Annotated in this window: 15 protein-coding genes and 1 pseudogene; 8 read left to right on the top strand and 8 right to left on the bottom strand. The window is 44.1% G+C overall.

The window, feature by feature from the left end:
* Positions 1 to 543 precede the first annotated feature (543 nt).
* Positions 544 to 1,575, top strand: a complete 1,032-nt coding sequence (locus FD12_RS12315; protein ID WP_054747093.1) for a ketopantoate reductase family protein — start codon at positions 544 to 546, stop codon at positions 1,573 to 1,575.
* Positions 1,576 to 1,668: 93 nt separating this feature from the next.
* Here the strand turns inward: FD12_RS12315 and FD12_RS12310 are convergent, their stop codons facing one another.
* Together FD12_RS12310 and FD12_RS12305 are read right to left on the bottom strand one after the other, a co-directional pair.
* The gene (locus FD12_RS12310) at positions 1,669 to 2,595 is read right to left on the bottom strand and encodes an anti sigma factor C-terminal domain-containing protein (RefSeq protein WP_056983348.1); all 927 of its coding nucleotides are present in this window, start codon (positions 2,593 to 2,595) and stop codon (positions 1,669 to 1,671) included.
* Positions 2,588 to 3,079: an RNA polymerase sigma factor gene (locus FD12_RS12305; protein ID WP_056983347.1), complete on the bottom strand. Its 492-nt coding sequence runs from the start codon at positions 3,077 to 3,079 to the stop codon at positions 2,588 to 2,590. Before FD12_RS12305 ends, FD12_RS12310 begins: the two co-directional genes overlap by 8 nt.
* 176 nt (positions 3,080 to 3,255) lie before the next feature.
* On the opposite strand from FD12_RS12305, the gene FD12_RS12300 reads away from it, so the two are divergent.
* The 6 genes from FD12_RS12300 (at position 3,256) to FD12_RS12270 (ending at position 10,689) form a co-directional block, all read left to right on the top strand.
* Positions 3,256 to 4,518, top strand: coding sequence for a glycoside hydrolase family 28 protein (locus FD12_RS12300; RefSeq protein WP_054747095.1), 1,263 nt, complete (start codon positions 3,256 to 3,258; stop codon positions 4,516 to 4,518).
* On the top strand, positions 4,515 to 5,363 hold the full coding sequence (locus FD12_RS12295; protein ID WP_054747097.1) for a GRP family sugar transporter: 849 nt from the start codon (positions 4,515 to 4,517) through the stop codon (positions 5,361 to 5,363). The genes FD12_RS12300 and FD12_RS12295 overlap by 4 nt, the downstream gene beginning before the upstream one ends.
* A 258-nt stretch (positions 5,364 to 5,621) precedes the next feature.
* Positions 5,622 to 7,661 carry a DUF5776 domain-containing protein gene (locus FD12_RS14250; protein ID WP_056983345.1) on the top strand — a complete coding sequence of 680 codons (2,040 nt, stop codon included), beginning with the start codon at positions 5,622 to 5,624 and terminating at the stop codon, positions 7,659 to 7,661.
* Between the two features lie 67 nt (positions 7,662 to 7,728).
* Positions 7,729 to 8,028: a hypothetical protein gene (locus FD12_RS12280; RefSeq protein ID WP_054747103.1), complete on the top strand. Its 300-nt coding sequence runs from the start codon at positions 7,729 to 7,731 to the stop codon at positions 8,026 to 8,028.
* 468 nt (positions 8,029 to 8,496) lie between these two features.
* Complete coding sequence (locus FD12_RS12275; RefSeq protein ID WP_056983344.1) at positions 8,497 to 9,270, top strand: SDR family NAD(P)-dependent oxidoreductase; 774 nt, start codon at positions 8,497 to 8,499, stop codon at positions 9,268 to 9,270.
* Positions 9,271 to 9,357: 87 nt separating this feature from the next.
* Positions 9,358 to 10,689, top strand: coding sequence for a gluconate:H+ symporter (locus tag FD12_RS12270; protein WP_054747105.1), 1,332 nt, complete (start codon positions 9,358 to 9,360; stop codon positions 10,687 to 10,689).
* 269 nt (positions 10,690 to 10,958) lie between these two features.
* On the opposite strand, the gene FD12_RS12265 is transcribed toward FD12_RS12270, so the two are convergent.
* From FD12_RS12265 to FD12_RS14320, 6 genes are all read right to left on the bottom strand, one after another.
* Entirely contained in the window at positions 10,959 to 11,963 is a 1,005-nt protein-coding gene (locus tag FD12_RS12265) for a LacI family DNA-binding transcriptional regulator (RefSeq protein WP_054747106.1), read from the bottom strand.
* A gap of 214 nt (positions 11,964 to 12,177) precedes the next feature.
* The gene (locus FD12_RS12260; RefSeq protein ID WP_186825976.1) at positions 12,178 to 13,152 is read right to left on the bottom strand and encodes a bile acid:sodium symporter family protein; all 975 of its coding nucleotides are present in this window, start codon (positions 13,150 to 13,152) and stop codon (positions 12,178 to 12,180) included.
* A gap of 34 nt (positions 13,153 to 13,186) precedes the next feature.
* The gene (ilvD, locus tag FD12_RS12255) at positions 13,187 to 14,935 is read right to left on the bottom strand and encodes a dihydroxy-acid dehydratase (RefSeq protein WP_056983343.1); all 1,749 of its coding nucleotides are present in this window, start codon (positions 14,933 to 14,935) and stop codon (positions 13,187 to 13,189) included.
* A gap of 477 nt (positions 14,936 to 15,412) precedes the next feature.
* Positions 15,413 to 16,681, bottom strand: a complete 1,269-nt coding sequence (ilvA, locus tag FD12_RS12250; protein WP_056983342.1) for a threonine ammonia-lyase IlvA — start codon at positions 16,679 to 16,681, stop codon at positions 15,413 to 15,415.
* 499 nt (positions 16,682 to 17,180) lie between these two features.
* Positions 17,181 to 17,894 carry a hypothetical protein gene (locus FD12_RS12245; RefSeq protein WP_225427367.1) on the bottom strand — a complete coding sequence of 238 codons (714 nt, stop codon included), beginning with the start codon at positions 17,892 to 17,894 and terminating at the stop codon, positions 17,181 to 17,183.
* A gap of 131 nt (positions 17,895 to 18,025) precedes the next feature.
* Positions 18,026 to 18,160: a hypothetical protein gene (locus FD12_RS14320; protein ID WP_263862419.1), complete on the bottom strand. Its 135-nt coding sequence runs from the start codon at positions 18,158 to 18,160 to the stop codon at positions 18,026 to 18,028.
* 478 nt (positions 18,161 to 18,638) lie between these two features.
* Here FD12_RS14320 and FD12_RS12240 point away from each other — a divergent pair.
* Positions 18,639 to 19,909: pseudogene (locus FD12_RS12240) on the top strand (thiamine pyrophosphate-binding protein); the annotation flags it as partial.
* Between the last annotated feature and the right edge of the window lie 42 nt (positions 19,910 to 19,951).

Below are 19,951 nucleotides of genomic sequence, written 5' to 3'. Positions count from 1 at the left end.
AACATTCTTCGACAGAAAAACCATTCGGCGGCTGAGAGATGGTGTTGAATTTAACGATTGTGACTTTCATGCTTTACCTCTAAGTTGGTGAGCGATGAGTAAGCCAACTTCGGACTTGTCCGTTAAAGCAGTTAACGAGTGGGCACAATGTGTCTATGAAGGTGGTACCGCGGCCAAATGTCGTCCTTTTATCAGAAATGATGAGGGGGCGACTTTTTTGTAGTATGCGGAACGCAATGGGCTGACGCGGTATCTAAAGTACTTCGGGCTGAAACCCTGGGCTTGGGTTTTAGTCCGAAGTGCTTTAGATGTTAGCGTCAATTGCGTGGAGCATCATTCGGCTATGTTGCCTAAATCTTCTGCCCGGCGGATCATCATTCGACTCGGTTGCCTAGAAAGAGGGCATATGCGGAAGTTTCCACCCAGCAAAGCATCACTTGGCACGGTTTCCAAAGATCTATCACCTGAGCCCACCACCGTCAACTTTAACGGACATTCAAACAGTTTTTACATAATAGTCAATCAAGAAAGGGAGTATTAGATATGAAATATACAGTATTAGGTGCAGGTGCAATGGGATTGCGTTATGGGGTATTGTTGCAAGAAGCAGGATTTGACGTGGATTTTGTCGACACTTGGGACGAGCAGGTTGAAACCATTCGCAAGCAAAAGGGTGTTTACGTTTCCCGGGATGGTCAAAATAAGCACCTTGTGCCGGTGAATGTCTATTATCCAGAGGAATACAAAGGTGATCCGGATGTTTTAATCGTCTTCACCAAACAGTATCAGTTAGCTGATTTCTTGAAGCGGTCTGCGCGTTTCTTTAACGACCGCCAGTATGTCGTCACTTGCATGAACGGCATGGGCCACGTTGACAAATTAAATCAATATTTTCCTAAAGAACGGCTGCTTGGTGGCACCGCATTAATCGGGACTGTCTTAAATAAAGCCGGTGACGTTGACTTCATTGGCCCTAAGGGAGCCGGGTCGATGAACATCGCCAACGAAACTGAAAAACCGGATGAAATGACCCATAAGATTGTCGATGAATTCCAACAGGCAGGCCTTAATCCCAACTTGACCACCAATTTCTTAGGCACTTTAATGGCCAAAGTCATCTTCAATTCCGTGATCAATACGCTTTGCACGATGTTTAAGATCCGGATGGGTGAGTATATTCAATCCCCAGTTGCCCAAAAGTTGGGCGTTCAATTAATTGATGAGGCCTTTGACGTCTGCGAACGAACCGGGATTACCCTACTCAATACGCGCCAAGAGGAGTGGGAAACCGTCAAATATGTCAGCACCGTTTCCAACCCACTGCACTTCCCATCGATGTACCAAGACATTTCCAAGAATCGCCAGACTGAGGTTGATTATATCAATGGTTACATCTATGATTTAGGCCTCAAGTACCATTATGAAGCCAAGACCCATGATTTCTTGAGAAACTTGGTTCATTTGGCTGAATTTGCCGGCACGTTTGACGTGGATGGTTATATGAAGTCGGTGTTGGACGCAGAAAATGCAAAGAAGACGCAAGCTAAGACGGAAAAGGTTGAGGCCGACGCCTAGGTTAGAGTTTATTTCTAAAAGTAAGTGAAAAACGAGATCCAGTTAGGACTGATCAATGTCAGTGGCTAACTGGATCTCGTTTTGGTTATTTGCTTAGTAAGTCGGTTTGATATAAGGAACCCGCTTAATCGTGGCTCCTACAGAACTTTCAGTAATCCAAGAACGGTTGCGTAAAGCCTTAAAGTTCTCACTTTTCCCCGTTACGATCACGCCAGCAAATTTAGCCTGTTTTAACGTTGGGTGCTGCTTGGCATATTTATGGGCATAGCCACTTAACGAGAAATTGTTATATGAGTGCAGAGTGGAAGCTGATACTTTTTTGAGCGATTTCTGGAAATAACGATAGTCTAAGCTGGATAACTTGCCCGCTGGCAGTCCTGACTGGATCCCCAAAAAGTTATTTTGTTCGAAGGTGGGGTCGGCCTTGCCGCTAACGCCTATCCAATACCAGGCGGCCCGAAGGTTATGGGGGAGCCGAGCCTGAATTTGTTGGTAAGTGAGAGGCTTCTTGAAGGTGATTGCGACTTCGGCAACGTATCCGGTCATCTTGGCAACGGCTGGCAGTTCGAAGGCTTTCTTAACGTTGGGCTTGGCAACGTTGTTATTGTAAAATAGTGGAATCTTTTGTTGGGTTAATCGGGTATAGGCCGCGGTCGGGGTGGTGTCGATCAGGCTAGTAGTGGGTATCGAGTTGAAGGACCAATTGTATTGCCCAACTATGGTGGACCATGGAATATGATAGCCGTCAATTTCCTTGTATTGATGACTGACAACTTTACCTCCCCAAAATGAAGAATCATCGAGTGCTTGGTCACTGATTTGAATGTTGGGAGCCGCAATTTCTTGAACAGTTTCCATTTTGTTACTCAGTAGCTGAGTCTGGTGCCCAGCGAGACTTTGAGTAAACTTGTAGCCAATTCCAAACATAATTGGCACAGTGATGATCACAATTAAGATGGTGATGAGCCATCTTTTTAACTTGACTTTAAATGCCATTTTTTCAAATTGTTTATTATCCATTAGAAGAATCACCTAACACCTTTCTGATTTTGCGTCTAATGCGGTACAAGCGCATCTTGATAGCGGCCGGACTTTTCCCAGCTTGAGTTGCAAGTTGGTCGATTGACTGGTTGTCGAGGTACTTTGCTTTCAACAGTTGTCGGTCTTTTGCAGCCAATTTGTGCAACACTTTGGCGAGCTGGTCATTTTGTTCGCTGGTGGTCTGAACAAGGGGCCGATCAGCTTTAGGGATCAAATATAATTGCAAGAGTTTTTTAAATCGGGCTTGGTGCCGATAGCGGTCAAAATATTGATTGCGCGCCATCCGATACATATAAGGCCGAATGTCGTTGGGTGGCAAAATGATGTCCATTTCGAGAATTTTGACAAAGACATCTTGAATGACATCTTCAGCCAACTCTCGGTCGGCACCCTGCTGGATCAAGTAGTGCATCAGGTCAATCGAGATATTTTTAATTAATGTTTCGTAACCATCGAGCTTCATGACAACCCCCTTTCACTAGGAATAACGAATGAGTGTCGGAAAAGTAACGGGTGGATTTAAATTAGAATCTGAGAGAATCCGTTCGGCAAAAAAAGATAAGCGCTTACAAATCAAATGAGTTACTATTTATGTAGATGCATAATCGGTTAATTAAACAGGTCAGTGGAGGCAATGCGATGAGAGTTAATATTTTGGATCATTATGAGTATGCCGCAATTCGCGATAATGCCACTCAGGCAATTCAAGAGGCAATTGATGCCTGCCATGCATTTGGCAATGGGACAGTCATTGTCCCCAGCGGCACTTACGTGATCAATGGAATTACATTGAAGAGTCATGTCACCCTTAATTTGATGGCGGGAGCGACACTGATCGGCTCGGGTGATGAATCCCAATACATATTTCGACCGGGACCGTTTGAGTTGAATGCCAATCAGACACCGATTTCTGGCTTGATTACGGCTAAAGGGCAACATAATATTGCGATTGTTGGTGAAGGGACGATTGATGGCAATTATCAGAAATTTGTCCTGCCGAACCAGCCCAAGGCCCTGCATTTGAAGTTCTACAAGTACCCGCGGCCGATGACCGTTTATTTTGAAGACTGTACCAATGTCATCTTAAAGGGTATCACGATTCAAAATGCCCCGTTTTGGACGGTTCATTTGGTCGGTTGTTTGAATACTGAGGCAGCGCGGTTGACCATTCATAATGAAAAACGGATGCCGAATACTGACGGCTTTGACATTGACCGGAGTAAGAATACAGTTATTCATGATTGTGAAATCATTACCGGCGACGATGCCATTTGTCCGAAGTGCACTGAGGAAACGGCCCGGTATGGCGACTGTACGGGGTTGATTGTCACTAATTGCCGAATCACGACCCAGAGCGCAGCGGTTAAATTTGGTAGTAGTAGTTTTGGCAACTTCGTAAATTGCCAATTTTCTAATCTTACGATCGAGGATACCAACCGTGGCTTAGCGTTTCAACTGCGGGATCCCGGTAGCGTTGAAAATATTTTGTTTGAAAATATTACCATCAAGACTAAGCATTACAGCAAGGACTGGTGGGGATCCGGCGAACCAATCTTTATCTCAATTTTACCGCGGGATAACCAAACAGATCTGACTGGGCAAAGGATTCGGAACGTGATTTTTAAAAACATTCAGTGTGACGCTGAAAATGGCGTCTTTATTGGCTCGGCCGCCGATGGGATGATCACAAATGTCTTGTTTGATCATGTCGAGATTCGCCTCAGGAAGGCATTAGCAGCCGCCACGGAATTTGACCTGCGTCCTTGGAAAGGGGTCGCAAAAGTTGGTGCGAAATTAGCCGGCATCAATTCTGTCCATAGCAATCACTATTCATTGCAGAATTTTAGGGTAACAGATATTGGCGGCCATCTTTGGAATGCACAGAAAGAAGGCCAGCCATGAATCTGTTAATTGGGATTGTGCCAGCCCTCTTCTGGGGAATTTTACCAATTTGGATGAGAAAAATTACCGGCGGCAGTTTCTTACAGCAATTACTAGGAACCAGTGTCGGCATTGTGATCACTGCGGCCACTCTCCAGCTCATCTTTGGTTTTGAGATTAGTTCTCATGATTTTTGGCTTTATTACTTATCAGGTGCCTGTTGGAGTGTTGGTCAAGGTGGTCAGTATCGGGAGTATGGTCGGCTTGGAGTGAGTACGACGATGCCCATCTCGACAGCCTTTCAGATCATTGGTAACTCATTGATTGGTGGTTGGCTGTTTGGTGAATGGCACGGGATTTCTGAGAATTTACTTGGAATTGGTGCCCTGATTGTGATTATCGTTGGCGTTGTTATTACCAATGGGTTGGGGACGATGACTTGGCGAAACTTTCCGGAATATGTATTTCTGTTGGTGACGACAGTCGGGTACTGGGGGTATTCAGGCTTCCCCCACTTTGCCAGTTCTGATGCTGGGATTAACGGCTTTTTACCGCAGTCATTGGGGATGCTGACCACGGCTGGGCTGATTTATGGATTTGGTCGCAAGAAATTCCCCGGGAACGATTCGCTTGGAATTCGAAATATTACGTCTGGCCTGATCTTTTCAGTCGCGGCGGCTACCTATCTCATTTCACTTGAGCTCAACGGGTTAGTAAGCGCATTTGTCTTAACGCAGTTAAACGTGGTGGTATCAACTATCTTAGGAATTGTGATTTTGAAGGAAGCCAACCGCCGAAAGGTCATCTCAGCTTCGATTGGGTTAGCAGTGTTGATTGTGGGGGCCGTGATGATAGTGATGATTTAAGCTTAATCATCATCATAAATGGTTCACTTAAAATGGCTAAACATTGACAAAGATAATTGGTTTGAAACGGGCCGTTACACTCCTACTCATGTTGACTCCTAACGGGATTCTCTCTCTTTCGATAATCGAAACTTTATATTTCACAATACCACTAAAATATGAAATAATAATCATGTTAATTAAAGATTACAATAAGGGGATAGATGCCGCTTTCGTTAATCATTTTCGTTGCGGCGTCCGCAATTGGAGGGGGAAATGATGAGTAAACATCAAGAAGTATTTAGGAGATATTTATTACTATTAGGACTGTTATTGGTTGGCTTCGTAATTGGGGGGATGCACTCGCAGACAGTGATAAAAGCAGCGGGGAATCCATTGGTTTATACTGGGACTAAACCCAATACGAATGTACCTACGTATAATAATCTTACACATGAGTTATACTTTTCTGTAACTGGTAAGGATGGAACCACGGCGAATTCTAATTACGCGGCTTTATCTGGATCAGGTGATCAAAATGACTCTGTTATTGAAAGCCAAACTTATCAGAGTGTTGTTGAGCATTTTAAAGCAACGAATATATCGGACAAAGCGGTTTTTGTAAATGAAATTATTTCCCTGCCAAGATACTATGGCAACACAAGTAACGTTGTATATGCGGGAGATGATGTGCCAAAAATAGTGACACATTATAATAGTTCAAATCAGTCTGTCTCTGATGTGGATATTTCGTATATGTATTTGAATGGTAATACAAGCGACTTACAAGATCTCTATGAATATCGAGTGATGGGCACACTACAGCCAGGAGATTCAATTGAGGTTAACACACCGCTGAAAGTTCTACCACGAACTAATAATTCGATTGACGGTATGCAAGTGAGTGATTTTAGTAATCAAAGAACTGCTGACGGTCAAGGATGGAATACTCAAGAATTTGGGTTACTTGCCCATTTTGGTAAATATGTCAGCCCTCTAGATTATTGGAATCCTGAGAATCAGAATGTATTCATTGCAACCATTGATGATAGTGATGGATTACCAATTCTTGCGAAAGATGTTCAGGATCTGATGCCAATTATTTCTAGGAATCTGGATGCCTTTACGTATTCAAACATTCGTGGTGAGACAATTCCAGCAGGCGGGGCGGCGTACACTGGCTCTACTGTGACGATTCATTTAGCTAAACTAAAAGGATTAGATGGTCAAACACCGCTTACCGATGAACTTCATAATGAAGGTTATGCCTATAATATTTTGCCCGACGGGACTGAGCAGCCTACTTATACCTTTACGCTAGGAACAGGCGGATCGATTTTTGGGGATAATGGGGCAATCATCATGAATGAAACTAAGTATAATGGGCGGACATTGGGGGATGCCTATCTATACATGCATAAGTTAATCGATGCCAAGAACGAAACTTATCCCGTATCATCAAAAACAACCTGGGATCCGAACGCTTATAAAGATGTACAGTTCTATGATATAAATGGTAAGAAAATCGATAAACCGGCGAATGCATCTTATACGGTTCAAAAGATTGACGCTAACGGGACAGCCACAAAGGTTGCCAATAATGAAGTTGACATGACCAAAGATGGTGTTTATCAGGTTACTTATATCTATCCGGTTACTGGCAGTGTTACAGTCAAAAAGACAATCACAATCACAGTTGGTAAGGGTAATCCGACGCCCGTTGTTCCCGGTGGCGGTGGTTCATCATCAACGCCAACAACGCCAGCAACAACGCCAAGCAATAACAGCAACTTTTCAAATGGTACCAAGAACACCACGGAACCAGCGGTACCAAACTACGCTGCTAAAGAAGGCGCCGCAGTGTACGCTACTAAGAAGATTTATCTTTATAAGAATGCAACTTTCAAGAAAGCACAGCGCATCGCCACTTATCCAAAAGCCAAACGGGTTAACCGACCAATGTTCGTAGTAACGGATTACGCTCGATCAAAGGGTGGCGTCCTGCGTTACAAAGTTCGAGATGTGAACCACGGCAGCAAGACCGCCGGCAAAGTTGGCTACATCACTGCTAACCGAAAGTATGTGGTGCCGGTTTACTATGCTTCCATGCCAAAAGATAAGAAGATAACGGTCATTTCTAAGAAGGGCGTCAACGCCTATCGAAATGTTAACCTCACTAAAAAGGTTAAGCATTACAAGAAGGGTGCCCACGTAAAGGTTAAGAAGATTGTTAAGCACAATTTAACCAGTCGGTACGTTTTAAGCAACGGTGATTATATTACAGGTAATAAAAAGTTGATTATTCAGGGAAATGATTAATTGAATCGAAGATCGAGCAGCTCATCGACTTGATGGGCTGTTTTTAGTACAATGAGCTTCGTAAGCAATGGCCGACAAACAGATACGTGAGGTGATCATCATGGTAAAAAGGGCCAATCGCAAAAAGACATATTCTACGCACGCGAGTGAAGAGCTGGGCGATAGAGCTCAAGACTATCTGAAGAAAGATCATTTGACATCAGAAAATTATCTGCGGGATTCAATTGAGAAAGCTGCTAATCATGAAGTGGCGTTTATTGATTTTTTAGATACGCCTGAAGCAATGGCAGCAAAAAAAGAAGCTAAAGCTGGCGATGGGAAGACTTATGATTCCCTAGAGGATCTGTGGCGAGACTTGAATGCATAATCATTTAAGACAGAGGACGGACTTGACATTTTGAGGCTTGATCATGCAAGCAGAGATAGTGTTGAAAAACCTAAAAGGCTTCTCATGATTGCTAAATTGGCATACGACATATAGTAAAATAGGTCGTATCGTATTTTCTAAAGTGATTCGAAATGGTAATGAATTGAAGTGAGCGAAGGGCAAGCCTTATCCCCTTCTTGGGAAAGAAGTCTTCAAGGACATTGGTGGCTTAGCCAAATTAGAATAGTTCAATTGAAAGTAGCAAACATCATAGATTTTATACAGAGAAGGCCTCAGGCGAAGAACTAATCCTGGAGACCTTTTTAATTTTTAAAATATAAGCGCTTGATTATTTTGCCGGAATGAGTTACATTATCCTGGAAGGTGTATCGATACACCAAATTCAAAAATGAATTGGCCATTCATATGTGATCTAAGTACGTACTAACGATTTGGAGGATGAGACTCATGGCATATTTTGATCAAAATAGTTTTTCATTAAAAGGGAAAGTTGCCCTGATTACCGGAGGGGCAGAAGGATTAGGGAAGAATTATTCAATCGCGTTATCACTGTATGGTGCTGATATCTTTATTGTCAGTCGAACACAAAAGGGTTGGGAAGAGACGCAAAAGATTGTTGAAGACAATGGTCAGAAAATTGGGTTTCTTCAAAAGGATATTACAGAGCCTGGTGCCGCCAAAGAAACAGTGGCGGCCGTTGTTAAACAGTTTGGTCACTTGGATATTCTCGTCAATAATGCCGGGATGCAGCTTCGAAACGACGTGTTAGATTTCAAAGATGAAGATTGGCAGAAGGTGATCAACCTTAATTTAACTGCCCTTTATTACATGTCCCATGAAGCGGCTAAGGTAATGGCCGGCCAAAAAAGTGGCAAGATCATCAATATTGGCTCGATGCAATCTTATCGGGCTGGCAAGTTTATTTTTCCTTATACCGCCAGCAAGCATGGGGTTCTTGGGTTGACGAAGGCTTATGCCGATGCACTGGCTGAATATAACATTCAAGTAAATGCTTTGGCACCAGGTTATATTAAGACCAATATGACTAAGGCCCTTCAAGACGATCCGGTCCGGGGGCCTGAAATTAAAGGGCATATTCCATCTGGTGAATGGGGCGTCCCCGAACAATTGATGGGGCCAATGGTATTTTTAGCCAGTCAAGCATCGGATTATGTCACAGGGGTCATGTTACCTGTTGATGGGGGCTATTTACTCAGATAATCCAGATTATTGAGAGAGAATTTTAAGCGATTAGTAAAGTTAATTGTGATATCAGGCACTTATTTATCTTGAAAGGATGTTTTAGGTATGCCATTACTAATTGTTGCGATTGGCGTTGCCCTGTTGGTTTTCTTGATCACAGTGGTTAAGCTCAACACATTTCTATCGTTAATTATCACATCGTTTGTTGTGGCTTTGATGTTGCAGATTCCAGTTGCGAAAATTCCCTTAAGTATTGAAACTGGAATTGGTGGTCAGTTGGGGCATTTGGCAGTTATCTTTGGCTTTGGTTCAATGCTTGGTAAGTTGGTTTCCGATTCAGGGGGCGGTTATCGAATCGCCCACACGTTGATCGATAAATTTGGCAAACGCCATATTCAAATTGCGGTTGTTTTGGCTTCATTTATTGTTGGTTTGGCCTTATTCTTTGAGGTTGGGTTAGTTGTTTTGCTACCAATCATTTTCGTGATTGCCAGAGAAATTGATTTGCCATTGATGTATTTAGGAATTCCAATGGCCGCCACGTTGAATGTGACTCACGCATTTTTGCCGCCCCATCCAGCACCAACCGCAATTTCTGGGATTTTCCATGCGGAATTGGGGCAAGTATTGCTAATTGGGATTATCGTTTCAATCCCAACAATTATTGTTGCGGGACCGTTGTTTAACATGTTTTTGCATAAAGTGTATCCAAAGGTTTACCGTCGCGATATTAATATCAGCACGTTGGGAGAGTTTAAAGAATTTAAAATTGAAGACACGCCAGGGTTCGGGATTAGTGCTTTAACGGTGATGCCAGTTATTTTAATCGCCTTGGCAACAATTTGTGAATTTCTCCTGCCAAAAGGGAATCCGATTAATGAAACGATTCAATTTATTGGCGCTCCAGATGCGGCAATGCTGATTTCGCTGGTATTTGCCGTCTATACGATGGGACTTGCCCGTAGTAAGAAGATGGCGGAGATCAGTAATTCTATGGTCGTTGCCATCAAGCAAATTGCAATGATGCTCCTGATTATTGGTGGTGGTGGAGCGTTCAAACAAGTTTTGATGGATGGCGGAATTGCCAAATATATCTCAGATCTCTTTACCCAGATGAATCTATCACCATTGATTGCTGCCTGGATTGTGGCTGCGCTGCTTCGGGTTAGTTTGGGATCGGCCACCGTTGCTTCATTAACGGCGGCTGGATTGGTGGCCCCATTAATTGCTCAATCCGGTGCCAATCCTGTGTTAATGGTATTGGCAGTGGGTGCCGGCTCAGTATTTGCTGACCATGTTAACGATGCTGGCTTCTGGATGATTAAAGAATACTTCGGCTTAACTTTAAAAGAAACCTTCCTGTCTTGGACAACGTTAACGTCGGTCTTGTCGGTAACCGGGTTATTGTCAGTATTAGCAGTTTCGGTATTTGTCTGATTTGATCAGCTAAGAAAGCGTGCTAGAAAAACAATATGAGACTGGGATAGGCGATTTGATCCCATAATTTAAGTGAAAAAAGTAATGAATTCTGGTTTTGGAATGCATTACTTTTTTGCTTAAATGGCGGGGATCAGCCGTTTGGCGCAGCTTTTATCCAAATGGCTACGGCGATCTAGGTGAATGATCATCGATTGAAAATCAATATATGTCCCGGCCTTATTTTGGAACGGTTGTTGAACGATGCTTGAGCGATAGCATGGGGAACTTCAAAATGAATGACCATCAACCCGAGTTGCCGGGATCAATTTTGTGCTTGGCTTTGTACCATGGGGATCTTCAATCGAAGCCAGGATCATCGTTGCCGCGCGACGGCCGATTTCCTTTGGATCCTGTTGCATTAAATCAATCCCACCATTCACAAATTTTGACCAGTCCCAGTCATCAAAGCTGGCAAGGCCAATTTGGGCAGGAAATGTCAGTTTCAATTCCTGAAGCGCAGCGAGGGTTCTAAATAATAATGGCCCCATTAGAGAGATAATAGCAGTCTTCTTTGATCCATTTGCGTTATAATGTTGGATTTGCTGAGTCAGCCAGTTTTCGGGATGACCCGCTAAGTTTAGTTCGGTCACAGTCGCAGTGGTACCGGTAACGGTCTGCTTAAATCCTTCAATTCTCGGAACTTGGGCGGAAATGTCTACGGTGGTCCTGCTAATTAATAAGAGTTGCTGATAGCCGGCACAGATCAACTCAGCGCCCAGCTGTTTGCTGGCCTCAAAGTTGTTGGTCATGACCTTACCAACTGACTTTGGTTGGTCAACGAGGTCTCGGTCAACCGTGACGAATGGGACCTGGTTATTTAAAATGAATTGATAATCGGCAAATTTAGCTTGGCTTGGCTGGATGATTAAACCATCGACTTCTTGCTCAAGAAGTCGATTAATCCCTTTGCGTTCCTCTTGCGCTGAGTTGTTTGCGTTCAATAGGAGAACGCTGTAATCACGAGGTTGAAGCACTTCGTAAATTCCACTAAACAGCAGTGAGGAAAAGACATTGGAAATATCGCCAACGACCAGACCAATTACTTTGGATTGGTTGGTTCGCATTCTTCTGGCTGACGCAGAAGGATGATAATTGAGTTCTTTGATGACTTGGGTAATTTTTGCTTGAGTTTCAGAACTCATTTTTGCAAAGTTACCATTAAGGTATCGAGAGACTGTGGTAACCGAAACGCCAGCCTCTTTGGCGACGTCGGAAATGGTTACGCTTTTCATGTTGAACGACCATCCTTACTTATTTTGATAGTTTCATGATAACCCAAAACAGTCCGGGAATGATAGATTGCGGGGAATGTTAATTAAAAACCAACAAGAAACCCATCAAAGTCGATGAACTCGAATCCACTTTGATGGGTTTCTTCCTATTATAATGATCTTTTTCTATGTGTCCCGATCAGGGGGTAAAACAATATGTGTTCTCAATACTAAGTTAGTTATTATTGGCAACTGGTGCATTAACGGTCTTGTGAACTTCTTCAGTGGTATGTTGACGCCACCAGGAAGAAAGAACTGAACCGGAAATGTTGTGCCAGATTGAGAAGATCGTTGATGGAATGGCCGCTGCTGGAACAAAGTACTTCATTGCCAGCGTAGCGCCCAAGCTGGAATCTTGCATGCCGACTTCGAAAGTAATGGCCTTTCGTTGTGGCTGGTGAAGACGAATCAGATGACCAAAGACGTAGCCAGGTGCATAGCCACTTAAGTTATGGAGCATTACGACTGGGATCACCAAAGCGGTTTGAGCGGTGAACAGATCATCGTGGTTAGCCGCAAACACAGCACCGATGATCGCAAGAATTGCAATTTGAGAAATCAGTGGCAAGACCAAGTTAACCTTTGCGGCTTGCTTACTGAAGAGACTGTGAACAACAACCCCTAAAACAATTGGGATCACAACAATCTTTAACGTACTCAGGAATAGAGAGGTTGTTGGAATGGCAACATAACGGCCTGCGTAGAATTGAAGTAAAAATGGCAGCATGATTGGTGCTAACAAGGTTGAAAGAGCTTCGATTGAAACGTCCAAGGCAACATCACCTTTAGCTAAGTAGGCCATCACACTAGAAGAAGTTCCACTTGGGCATGAACCAACTAAGATAACGCCGACTGCGGTTGCGCCAGTTAAATGAAAGATCTGGCAAAGTAAGAATGCGATAAAAGGCATGATGACATAATGGGCAACCGTTCCGAGGATAACGGGAACCGGTCGTTTCAAAATCCGGGCAAAATCTTCTTTACTTAATGTCAGTCCCATTCCAAACAAGATGATTCCTAATAGATAGGAAGTGTTTGGGGCGATCCATAAACTTGCTTGGGGTAAGAAATAATTCACCGCGGCCCATAAGATGACCAATAACGTAAACCATTTACTCATCCAATTACCAACTTTTGATACTGCTTGCATAAGCATTCCTCCATATTATATGTGTTTATTTGTGCTACTCGTTAAACATTTCTTCATAACTCTTCATCACACCACCGGTATTGGCAGAAGTAACGAGGGCTTCATAGCGAGCTAAGTAACCTGAACGGACCTTTGGCTTGAATTTAGGTAAAGTTTTTCGGCGTTCAGCAAATTCTTCGTCAGAAATATCAACTGAAATATCGTGATTATTTAAATCAATCGTAATCTGGTCGCCATTTCTGATGAGGGCGATGTTCCCACCTTCAGCTGCTTCGGGTGAAATGTGGCCAACTGAAATCCCACGGCTGGCACCTGAGAACCGACCGTCGGTGATCAAACCAACCACTTTTCCTAAGCCCCGGCCAACGATACTTGAAGTTGGGTTCAACATTTCTGGCATACCAGGGCCGCCTTTAGGACCTTCGTAGCGAATGACAACAACGTGACCGGGTTTGACTTCACCAGAATCAATTCCGGCAACGGCGTCATCATGGGAGTCGTAGCAAATTGCCGTTCCCACAAATTTACCCTTATCACGGATTTCTGGATCAACCCCACCGACCTTGATAACGGCACCGTTTTGCGCGATGTTGCCATGAAGGACGGATAGACCACCCACCTTGGAATAGGCGTTATCAACAGTATGGATAACTTCTGGATTCTTGGTATGGGCACCGGCAACATTTTCTCGTAAGGTCTTGCCAGTAACGGTCATGCGATCTGGATGAAGCACGTCGCCTTTTTCGATTAATTCATTTAAGATGGCAGGAATACCACCGGCGGCATGGACGTCTTGCATGGTCCAGTGAGAGGATGGGGCGATCTTAGCGAGATATGGAACCCGTTTACTGATCTTGTTGATATCGTTCAAATCGTAATTGATGCCTGCTTCATGCGCGATTGCTAATCCATGAAGCACTGTATTGGTTGAGCCGCCCATTGCCATGTCCAAAGCGTAAGCATCATCAAAAGCTTCCTTGGTCATCAGATCACGTGGTTTGATGTTGTTCTTGACCATGTACATGACTTGTTTAGCTGCTTTTTTAACCAATTCCTTCCGTTCGTCCGAATCGGCAAGGGCTGTTCCGTTGTAAGGAAGGGCAACTCCTAAGGCTTCCATTAGGGAGTTCATTGAGTTGGCCGTGAACATACCGGCACATGAACCACAGCCCGGACAGGCATTCTTTTCATATTCCAGCAGGTCGTCTTTGGAAATCTTGCCACCCTTGAAAGCACCAACGGCTTCAAACATGGTTGAAAGGGTGGTTGCCCGACCTTTAGGATCAACTCCGGCTCTCATGGGGCCGCCGGAAACGAAGACTGATGGGACGTTGGTTCTTGCGGCAGCCATTAACATTCCTGGTGTGATCTTGTCACAGTTTGGCATGAATAAGACGCCGTCAAACCAATGGGCGTTAATCACCGTTTCAGCAGAATCTGCGATGATTTCCCGACTTGGTAATGAATAACGCATGCCAACGTGGCCCATTGCGATCCCATCGTCAACCCCGATCGTGTTAAATTCAAACGGAATGCCGCCAGCTTCACGAATGGCGCGTTTGGCGATATCGGCTAACTTGCGCAAATGGATATGGCCAGGAACAATTTCAATATAGGAATTACAAATGGCAATGAACGGCTTTTTCATGTCCCGTTCGTTCTTAACCCGTCCAGTTGCGTAAAGTAGGCTCTTTGCGGGTGCTTGGTCGACACCAACTTTGATTTTGTCACTCCGTTTGTTGATGCCGTCGCCTTCTGCATTAAAATCTAGTGTATCTGACATGTAACCTCATCCTCTTTCTTATGTACTTTTGATCTTTTCAACTAACTGAAATCAAAGATAGAAAAAGGCCAAGAGCTGTGTTGAACAGCTCTTGGCCTGGAATACCAACGCTGCCCGCTGTGATGGCGGGCAATCACAAATTACCCGCCTATTTAATGACAATCACGACGAGGACAATAATTTGTAATAATAAATTGTTGGTATTTTTCATGGTTTTGACTTCCTTTCAGCTATATGAGAATTGATGTTAGTTTATTATAATAAAACTAATCTGTAAACAGTAAATTTTAATAATCGGTGGTTCAAGGATTTGTTTGACTAATTGACCAATAAGGAGATTCTTCTAATAAATAAGTAACGGGACCATGGTAGGTCTACATTTTGCGAGTGATTAATTTTACACAATTAAATAACGGAATTGTTATCAAAAAACTAATTAAACCGAAAAAATAGTTATCGTAGTACAAGTGAGTTATCTTAAACCAGCATTCGGTATAACATCTGGTTTTCCTGCAGGTTGATGTAGTTCGGGTCAAATTGCTTTAATCGATCCACCAGACCAGCCAGATTCTTGGATTGGCCCAACCGAATCCCGATTAAAACTGGTCCTGAGCCGCTATTGACTTTTTTGGTGTACTCAAATTTGGTGATATCGTCATCGGGATTTAGGATTTCGTTGACAAACTGACGGAGGGCACCAGCGCGTTGAGCAAAATTCACGATGTAATAAAGCTGCTGCTGATTGTAGATAAGGGAACGTTCTTCAATTTCCTGCATCCGGTTGATGTCATTGTTTCCACCGGAGAGAACACAAACCACGGTTTTACCGGCAATTTGTTCCTGATTGAGTTCCAAGGCGGCAATGCTGAGCGCGCCTGCTGGTTCCGCAACAATTGCTGATTTGGTATATAAATCTAAGATGGTGTTGCAGACTTGGCCTTCGGGAACTTGGCAGAGGCGATCAACGTTTCGTTTAGTTGTCTGATAGGTGAGGCCGCCAACTTTTTTCACGGCGGTTCCGTCCACGAAGGTATCAATTTCGGCGAGGGCAACTGGTTTATGCGCATCAAAAGCTGCCTGCATCGAGGAAGCCCCGGTCGGTTCAACGCCAACAACTTCAGTGCTCGGATCACTGCCTTTAACGTATGTACTGATGCCACTGATCAAGCCACCACCGCCAATTGCAACGTAGACCTGATCGATATGAAGATCAGCCTTTTTAGCATCGGCCAGTGCTTCAACGGCAATCGTTCCTTGACCCGCAATCGTATTGGGATCATCGAAGGGGGCAATAAATGTTTGGCGATTGGTCGTACAAAATTTGGTTGCCGCCGCAGCACATTCGTCGAAGGTGTCACCGATCAATTGGATATGGGTGTTACTGTCACCAAAGTATTTTACCTGATTGATTTTTTGAGCCGGCGTCGTGGTTGGCATGAAGATGGTGGCGGGAACTTTCATCTTTGCACAAGTCCAGGCGACTCCCTGGGCGTGATTCCCCGCACTGGCACACACCACCCCGCGTTTTCTGGTTGCTTCTGGGACTTGAGAAATGGCGTAATAGGCACCGCGAAGCTTGAACGATCGGACCAACTGTAAATCTTCCCGCTTTAAATATACCTGACAGTGATAACGTTCGGACAAATAGGAATTGTACTGAAGTGGCGTATGGTTAACGATTGGCGCCAGTACCTCATAGGCTTTTTGGACATCTTCTTTGGTTAATACTTGGTTCTCAACTAACATGGGATCATTTCCTTTCTGGAACTATTTTTTTGGTGAACAGGGGTGGAGATGGCAAAATAGACAAAAAAATAGACTGAGGGCAAGTTTCGCTTGCTTTCAGTCTGGGGTGGGGCAGGGTTCATTCTTTGTTGGGGCTGTGGTATATGGCTTGGGTGGGCTGATGAATCTGCTCATAAGCACCACAACTACAAATCCAAAACCGGGATTTCCAGTTATGGAGACTTATGAACTGATTGCTAACCGCTTGGTTCCACACTCTAAACGTGTTCCGCAAAGCAAGAACCCTGCCCATAAGCACCACCAACCCAAATCCCCAAAACCGGGATTTAGGTTGGTGGAGACTTATGCTCCGGGTTCTAGGCGCTTTGCTTCACACTCTAGTCGAAATGTGTTCCACCAAGCAGCAATCTGCTCATAAGCACCGCAACTACAAATCCAAAACCGGGATTTCCAGTTACGGAGACTTATGAACTGATTGCTAAGCGCTTGGTTCCACACTCTAGTTTTCCATATACAACTGCAACACATACGACGATCCCGTTGCTTGCGTGCACTTTTGCGCCGCTTGCTTGGGATGGTACGTATCCAAAATGAATGCCGGACTGATTCTTTGCGTATTGCCAAATGTCATTTTCGCATTATCTAACGCCAAACCAATTTCTTGGTTTGGCACCATAATGGCGCCAATGATCGAAATATCCTTTGACGAGATATTGCTGATGACAATTTTGGTGATGCCGGCTGAATGAGCCGCTTCAATTCTGCTTTGAAGGCCTGCCAAACCATATTCTGAAAAGCCTGTCAGATTGGCGATGGCCGTTGTGTTTGTTTCTGCAAGAGCGGTTTGAGCTGCTGCCAATTTTTCCGTATAGGCATCTTCCGAAAGTAAAATCGGTGTCGATTGCTTACTGCTATTGGTTGAATCTGAGATTAATAAGTTGTTTGCGCCTGCTTGGGCAAGCCGGCTGGCCGTACTGGCAATACTGTCTGGTTGGCCAAACGACGTATCTGCAAACAAGTCCGCTTGGGTTGTCATTCGCAAACAGCGAAGGTAATCAGCATAGATTCCCAGCCCCAACCTTTGATGGCTGTTGGCCCCAAATAACTGGTTGGCAACTGATTCCTGATCTATGTAAAGTTCGTTGAAGCCTTGAGATTCAAAGTATTTGAGCATTGGTGCATTGGCAGCTGCTGGAATTATGTGAGTTGTCATATTCATCATTCCTTTCTAAAATCATTCTGCAAGTAACACAAAACGCCCTCTGATGCAATTTCCAAAGAAATTGCTCAAAGGGCGTTTATAACGCGGTACCACCTTTATTCACGATCAAGCTTTCGATCGCCTCAAACGACATGATCTAAAATCACGACCGGATAATGGGCGGCGCCAGATCCAAATTCATTAATTGGAGTTACTTTCATTTGGCGATTGCTACCCTGTTCCATCAACCCAGAGCTCTCTGTTAAGCAGTCAGTCAAGTTACTTTTTCCTGAATTTGGTTCACTTGTTTACTAGTTTCACAAAATATATCACAGGCAACAAAAAAAGCAAGCCTTAAATTGCGACTTGCAGATGTGAAAAAATTTTTTGAAGGAAAATCTTCATATAATGCGCCAAATTAGGGATTTGAGAATTAAAATTTGTGCTTGACTTTCGTTTTTTAGCTAGTATTGTCAATAGGCAATAATTAAAAGCAGCTGAGTTAGCCGCAAAATATTTGCTGAAAATTATTTTTTGATAATCATTTCACATCGGAATTCTCCAGCCACATCAGGCATTTGAGCATTCCACAAGATTACAAAATGATTAGTTAAAAATGAGAATGTATTAATTTAACTGTTGCTAATTATGAAATGACGTGTTAATTTGATAAGCATCACAAAAAAATTATGAATTGATTAGGTCAAATCGGATTGGAAGTGATGCCACGATTTTTTGAAAGGAAGTGAGTCGCATATGCTACTAGAGGAATCCCAAACTGAGCCGGTGGTTGAAACTGGTGCGGAAATTTTGATTGATGCTTTGGCGGATAACGGGGTTGACTCGTTGTTCGGCTATCCCGGCGGCGCAGTGTTACCGTTATACGATGCGCTTTACACCAAATCATTCAATAACATATTAGCCCGCCACGAGCAGGGAGCGATCCACGCCGCAGAAGGTTATGCCAAGACAACCGGCAAAACCGGAGTGGTCTGCGTTACAAGTGGTCCCGGAGCCGGAAATGTCGTCACCGGGATTGCCGACGCGATGATGGATTCAGTCCCACTAGTTGTCCTAACTGGTCAGGTGACTCGGTCGGCAATTGGAACCAATGCGTTTCAGGAATTAGATATTGTCAGGGTCTCCAAGCCAATTACCAAGGCGAACTTCCAAGTTCAAGACGTCAATAACTTGCAGGCAACTGTGAACAAAGCGTTCAAAATTGCCCAAAGTGGTCGTAAAGGACCGGTGCTCATTGATTTGCCAAAGGATGTTTCTGCAGCGAAAACCAGTTTTACAACTAACACAGATCAAATATACAAAGCCGGCGGTTGTAAGCTTCGGCAAAAGCAGAAATCAACTTTGAAAGCGGCCCTTGATCAGCTGGCGCAAGCATCTCGACCACTGGTTGTGATCGGAGCGGGCGTTGCGGCAGCTGGTGCCACGCATGAGTTTCAGCGATTCATCCAGAATTGGCAATTGCCAGTTGTCTCCACGCTACTCGGGCTGGGGAGTTTCCCCAACCATGATCCCCTATTTCTGGGAATGGGTGGCATGCACGGTACATATAGCGCCAACATGGCACTCGCGGATTGTGATTTCTTGTTAAACATTGGATCCCGGTTTGATGATCGGCTCATTCCGAATGCCGGTGAGTTTGCCAAGGACAAAACGATTGTGCACATAGATATTGATACCAATGAACTTAACAAGATTCTACCGGCAGACTTTTCAGTCAGGGCCGATGCGAAAGCAGCATTAAAAGCCATGAACCGACTGCCGGTTGGTAACCGAACCAGTACAGATTGGTTGGCAATTAATGAAATTCGCAAGCAGTCGCGGACCAAACCCAGCATTCACACGACTGATCAATTTGATCCAAAAGCAGTTATTCCGCCGTTGGTAAAGCCACTAATGGTGAAGCAATCGTCGTGACTGATGTCGGTCAGCATCAAATGTGGGCCGCTCAAGCTTACCCGTTCAAATATCCCCGCCAATTGGTCACTTCTGGCGGCTTAGAAACTGTTTGAGATCTCTAAAAGCGGCGTAGGAAAACTGAGACAAACGCT

The organism is Lentilactobacillus rapi DSM 19907 = JCM 15042 (assembly GCF_001436255.1).
Taxonomy (GTDB): domain Bacteria; phylum Bacillota; class Bacilli; order Lactobacillales; family Lactobacillaceae; genus Lentilactobacillus; species Lentilactobacillus rapi.
Note: the sequence above shows the minus strand (reverse complement) of the source record. Positions and strands in the feature narration are given on the sequence as shown.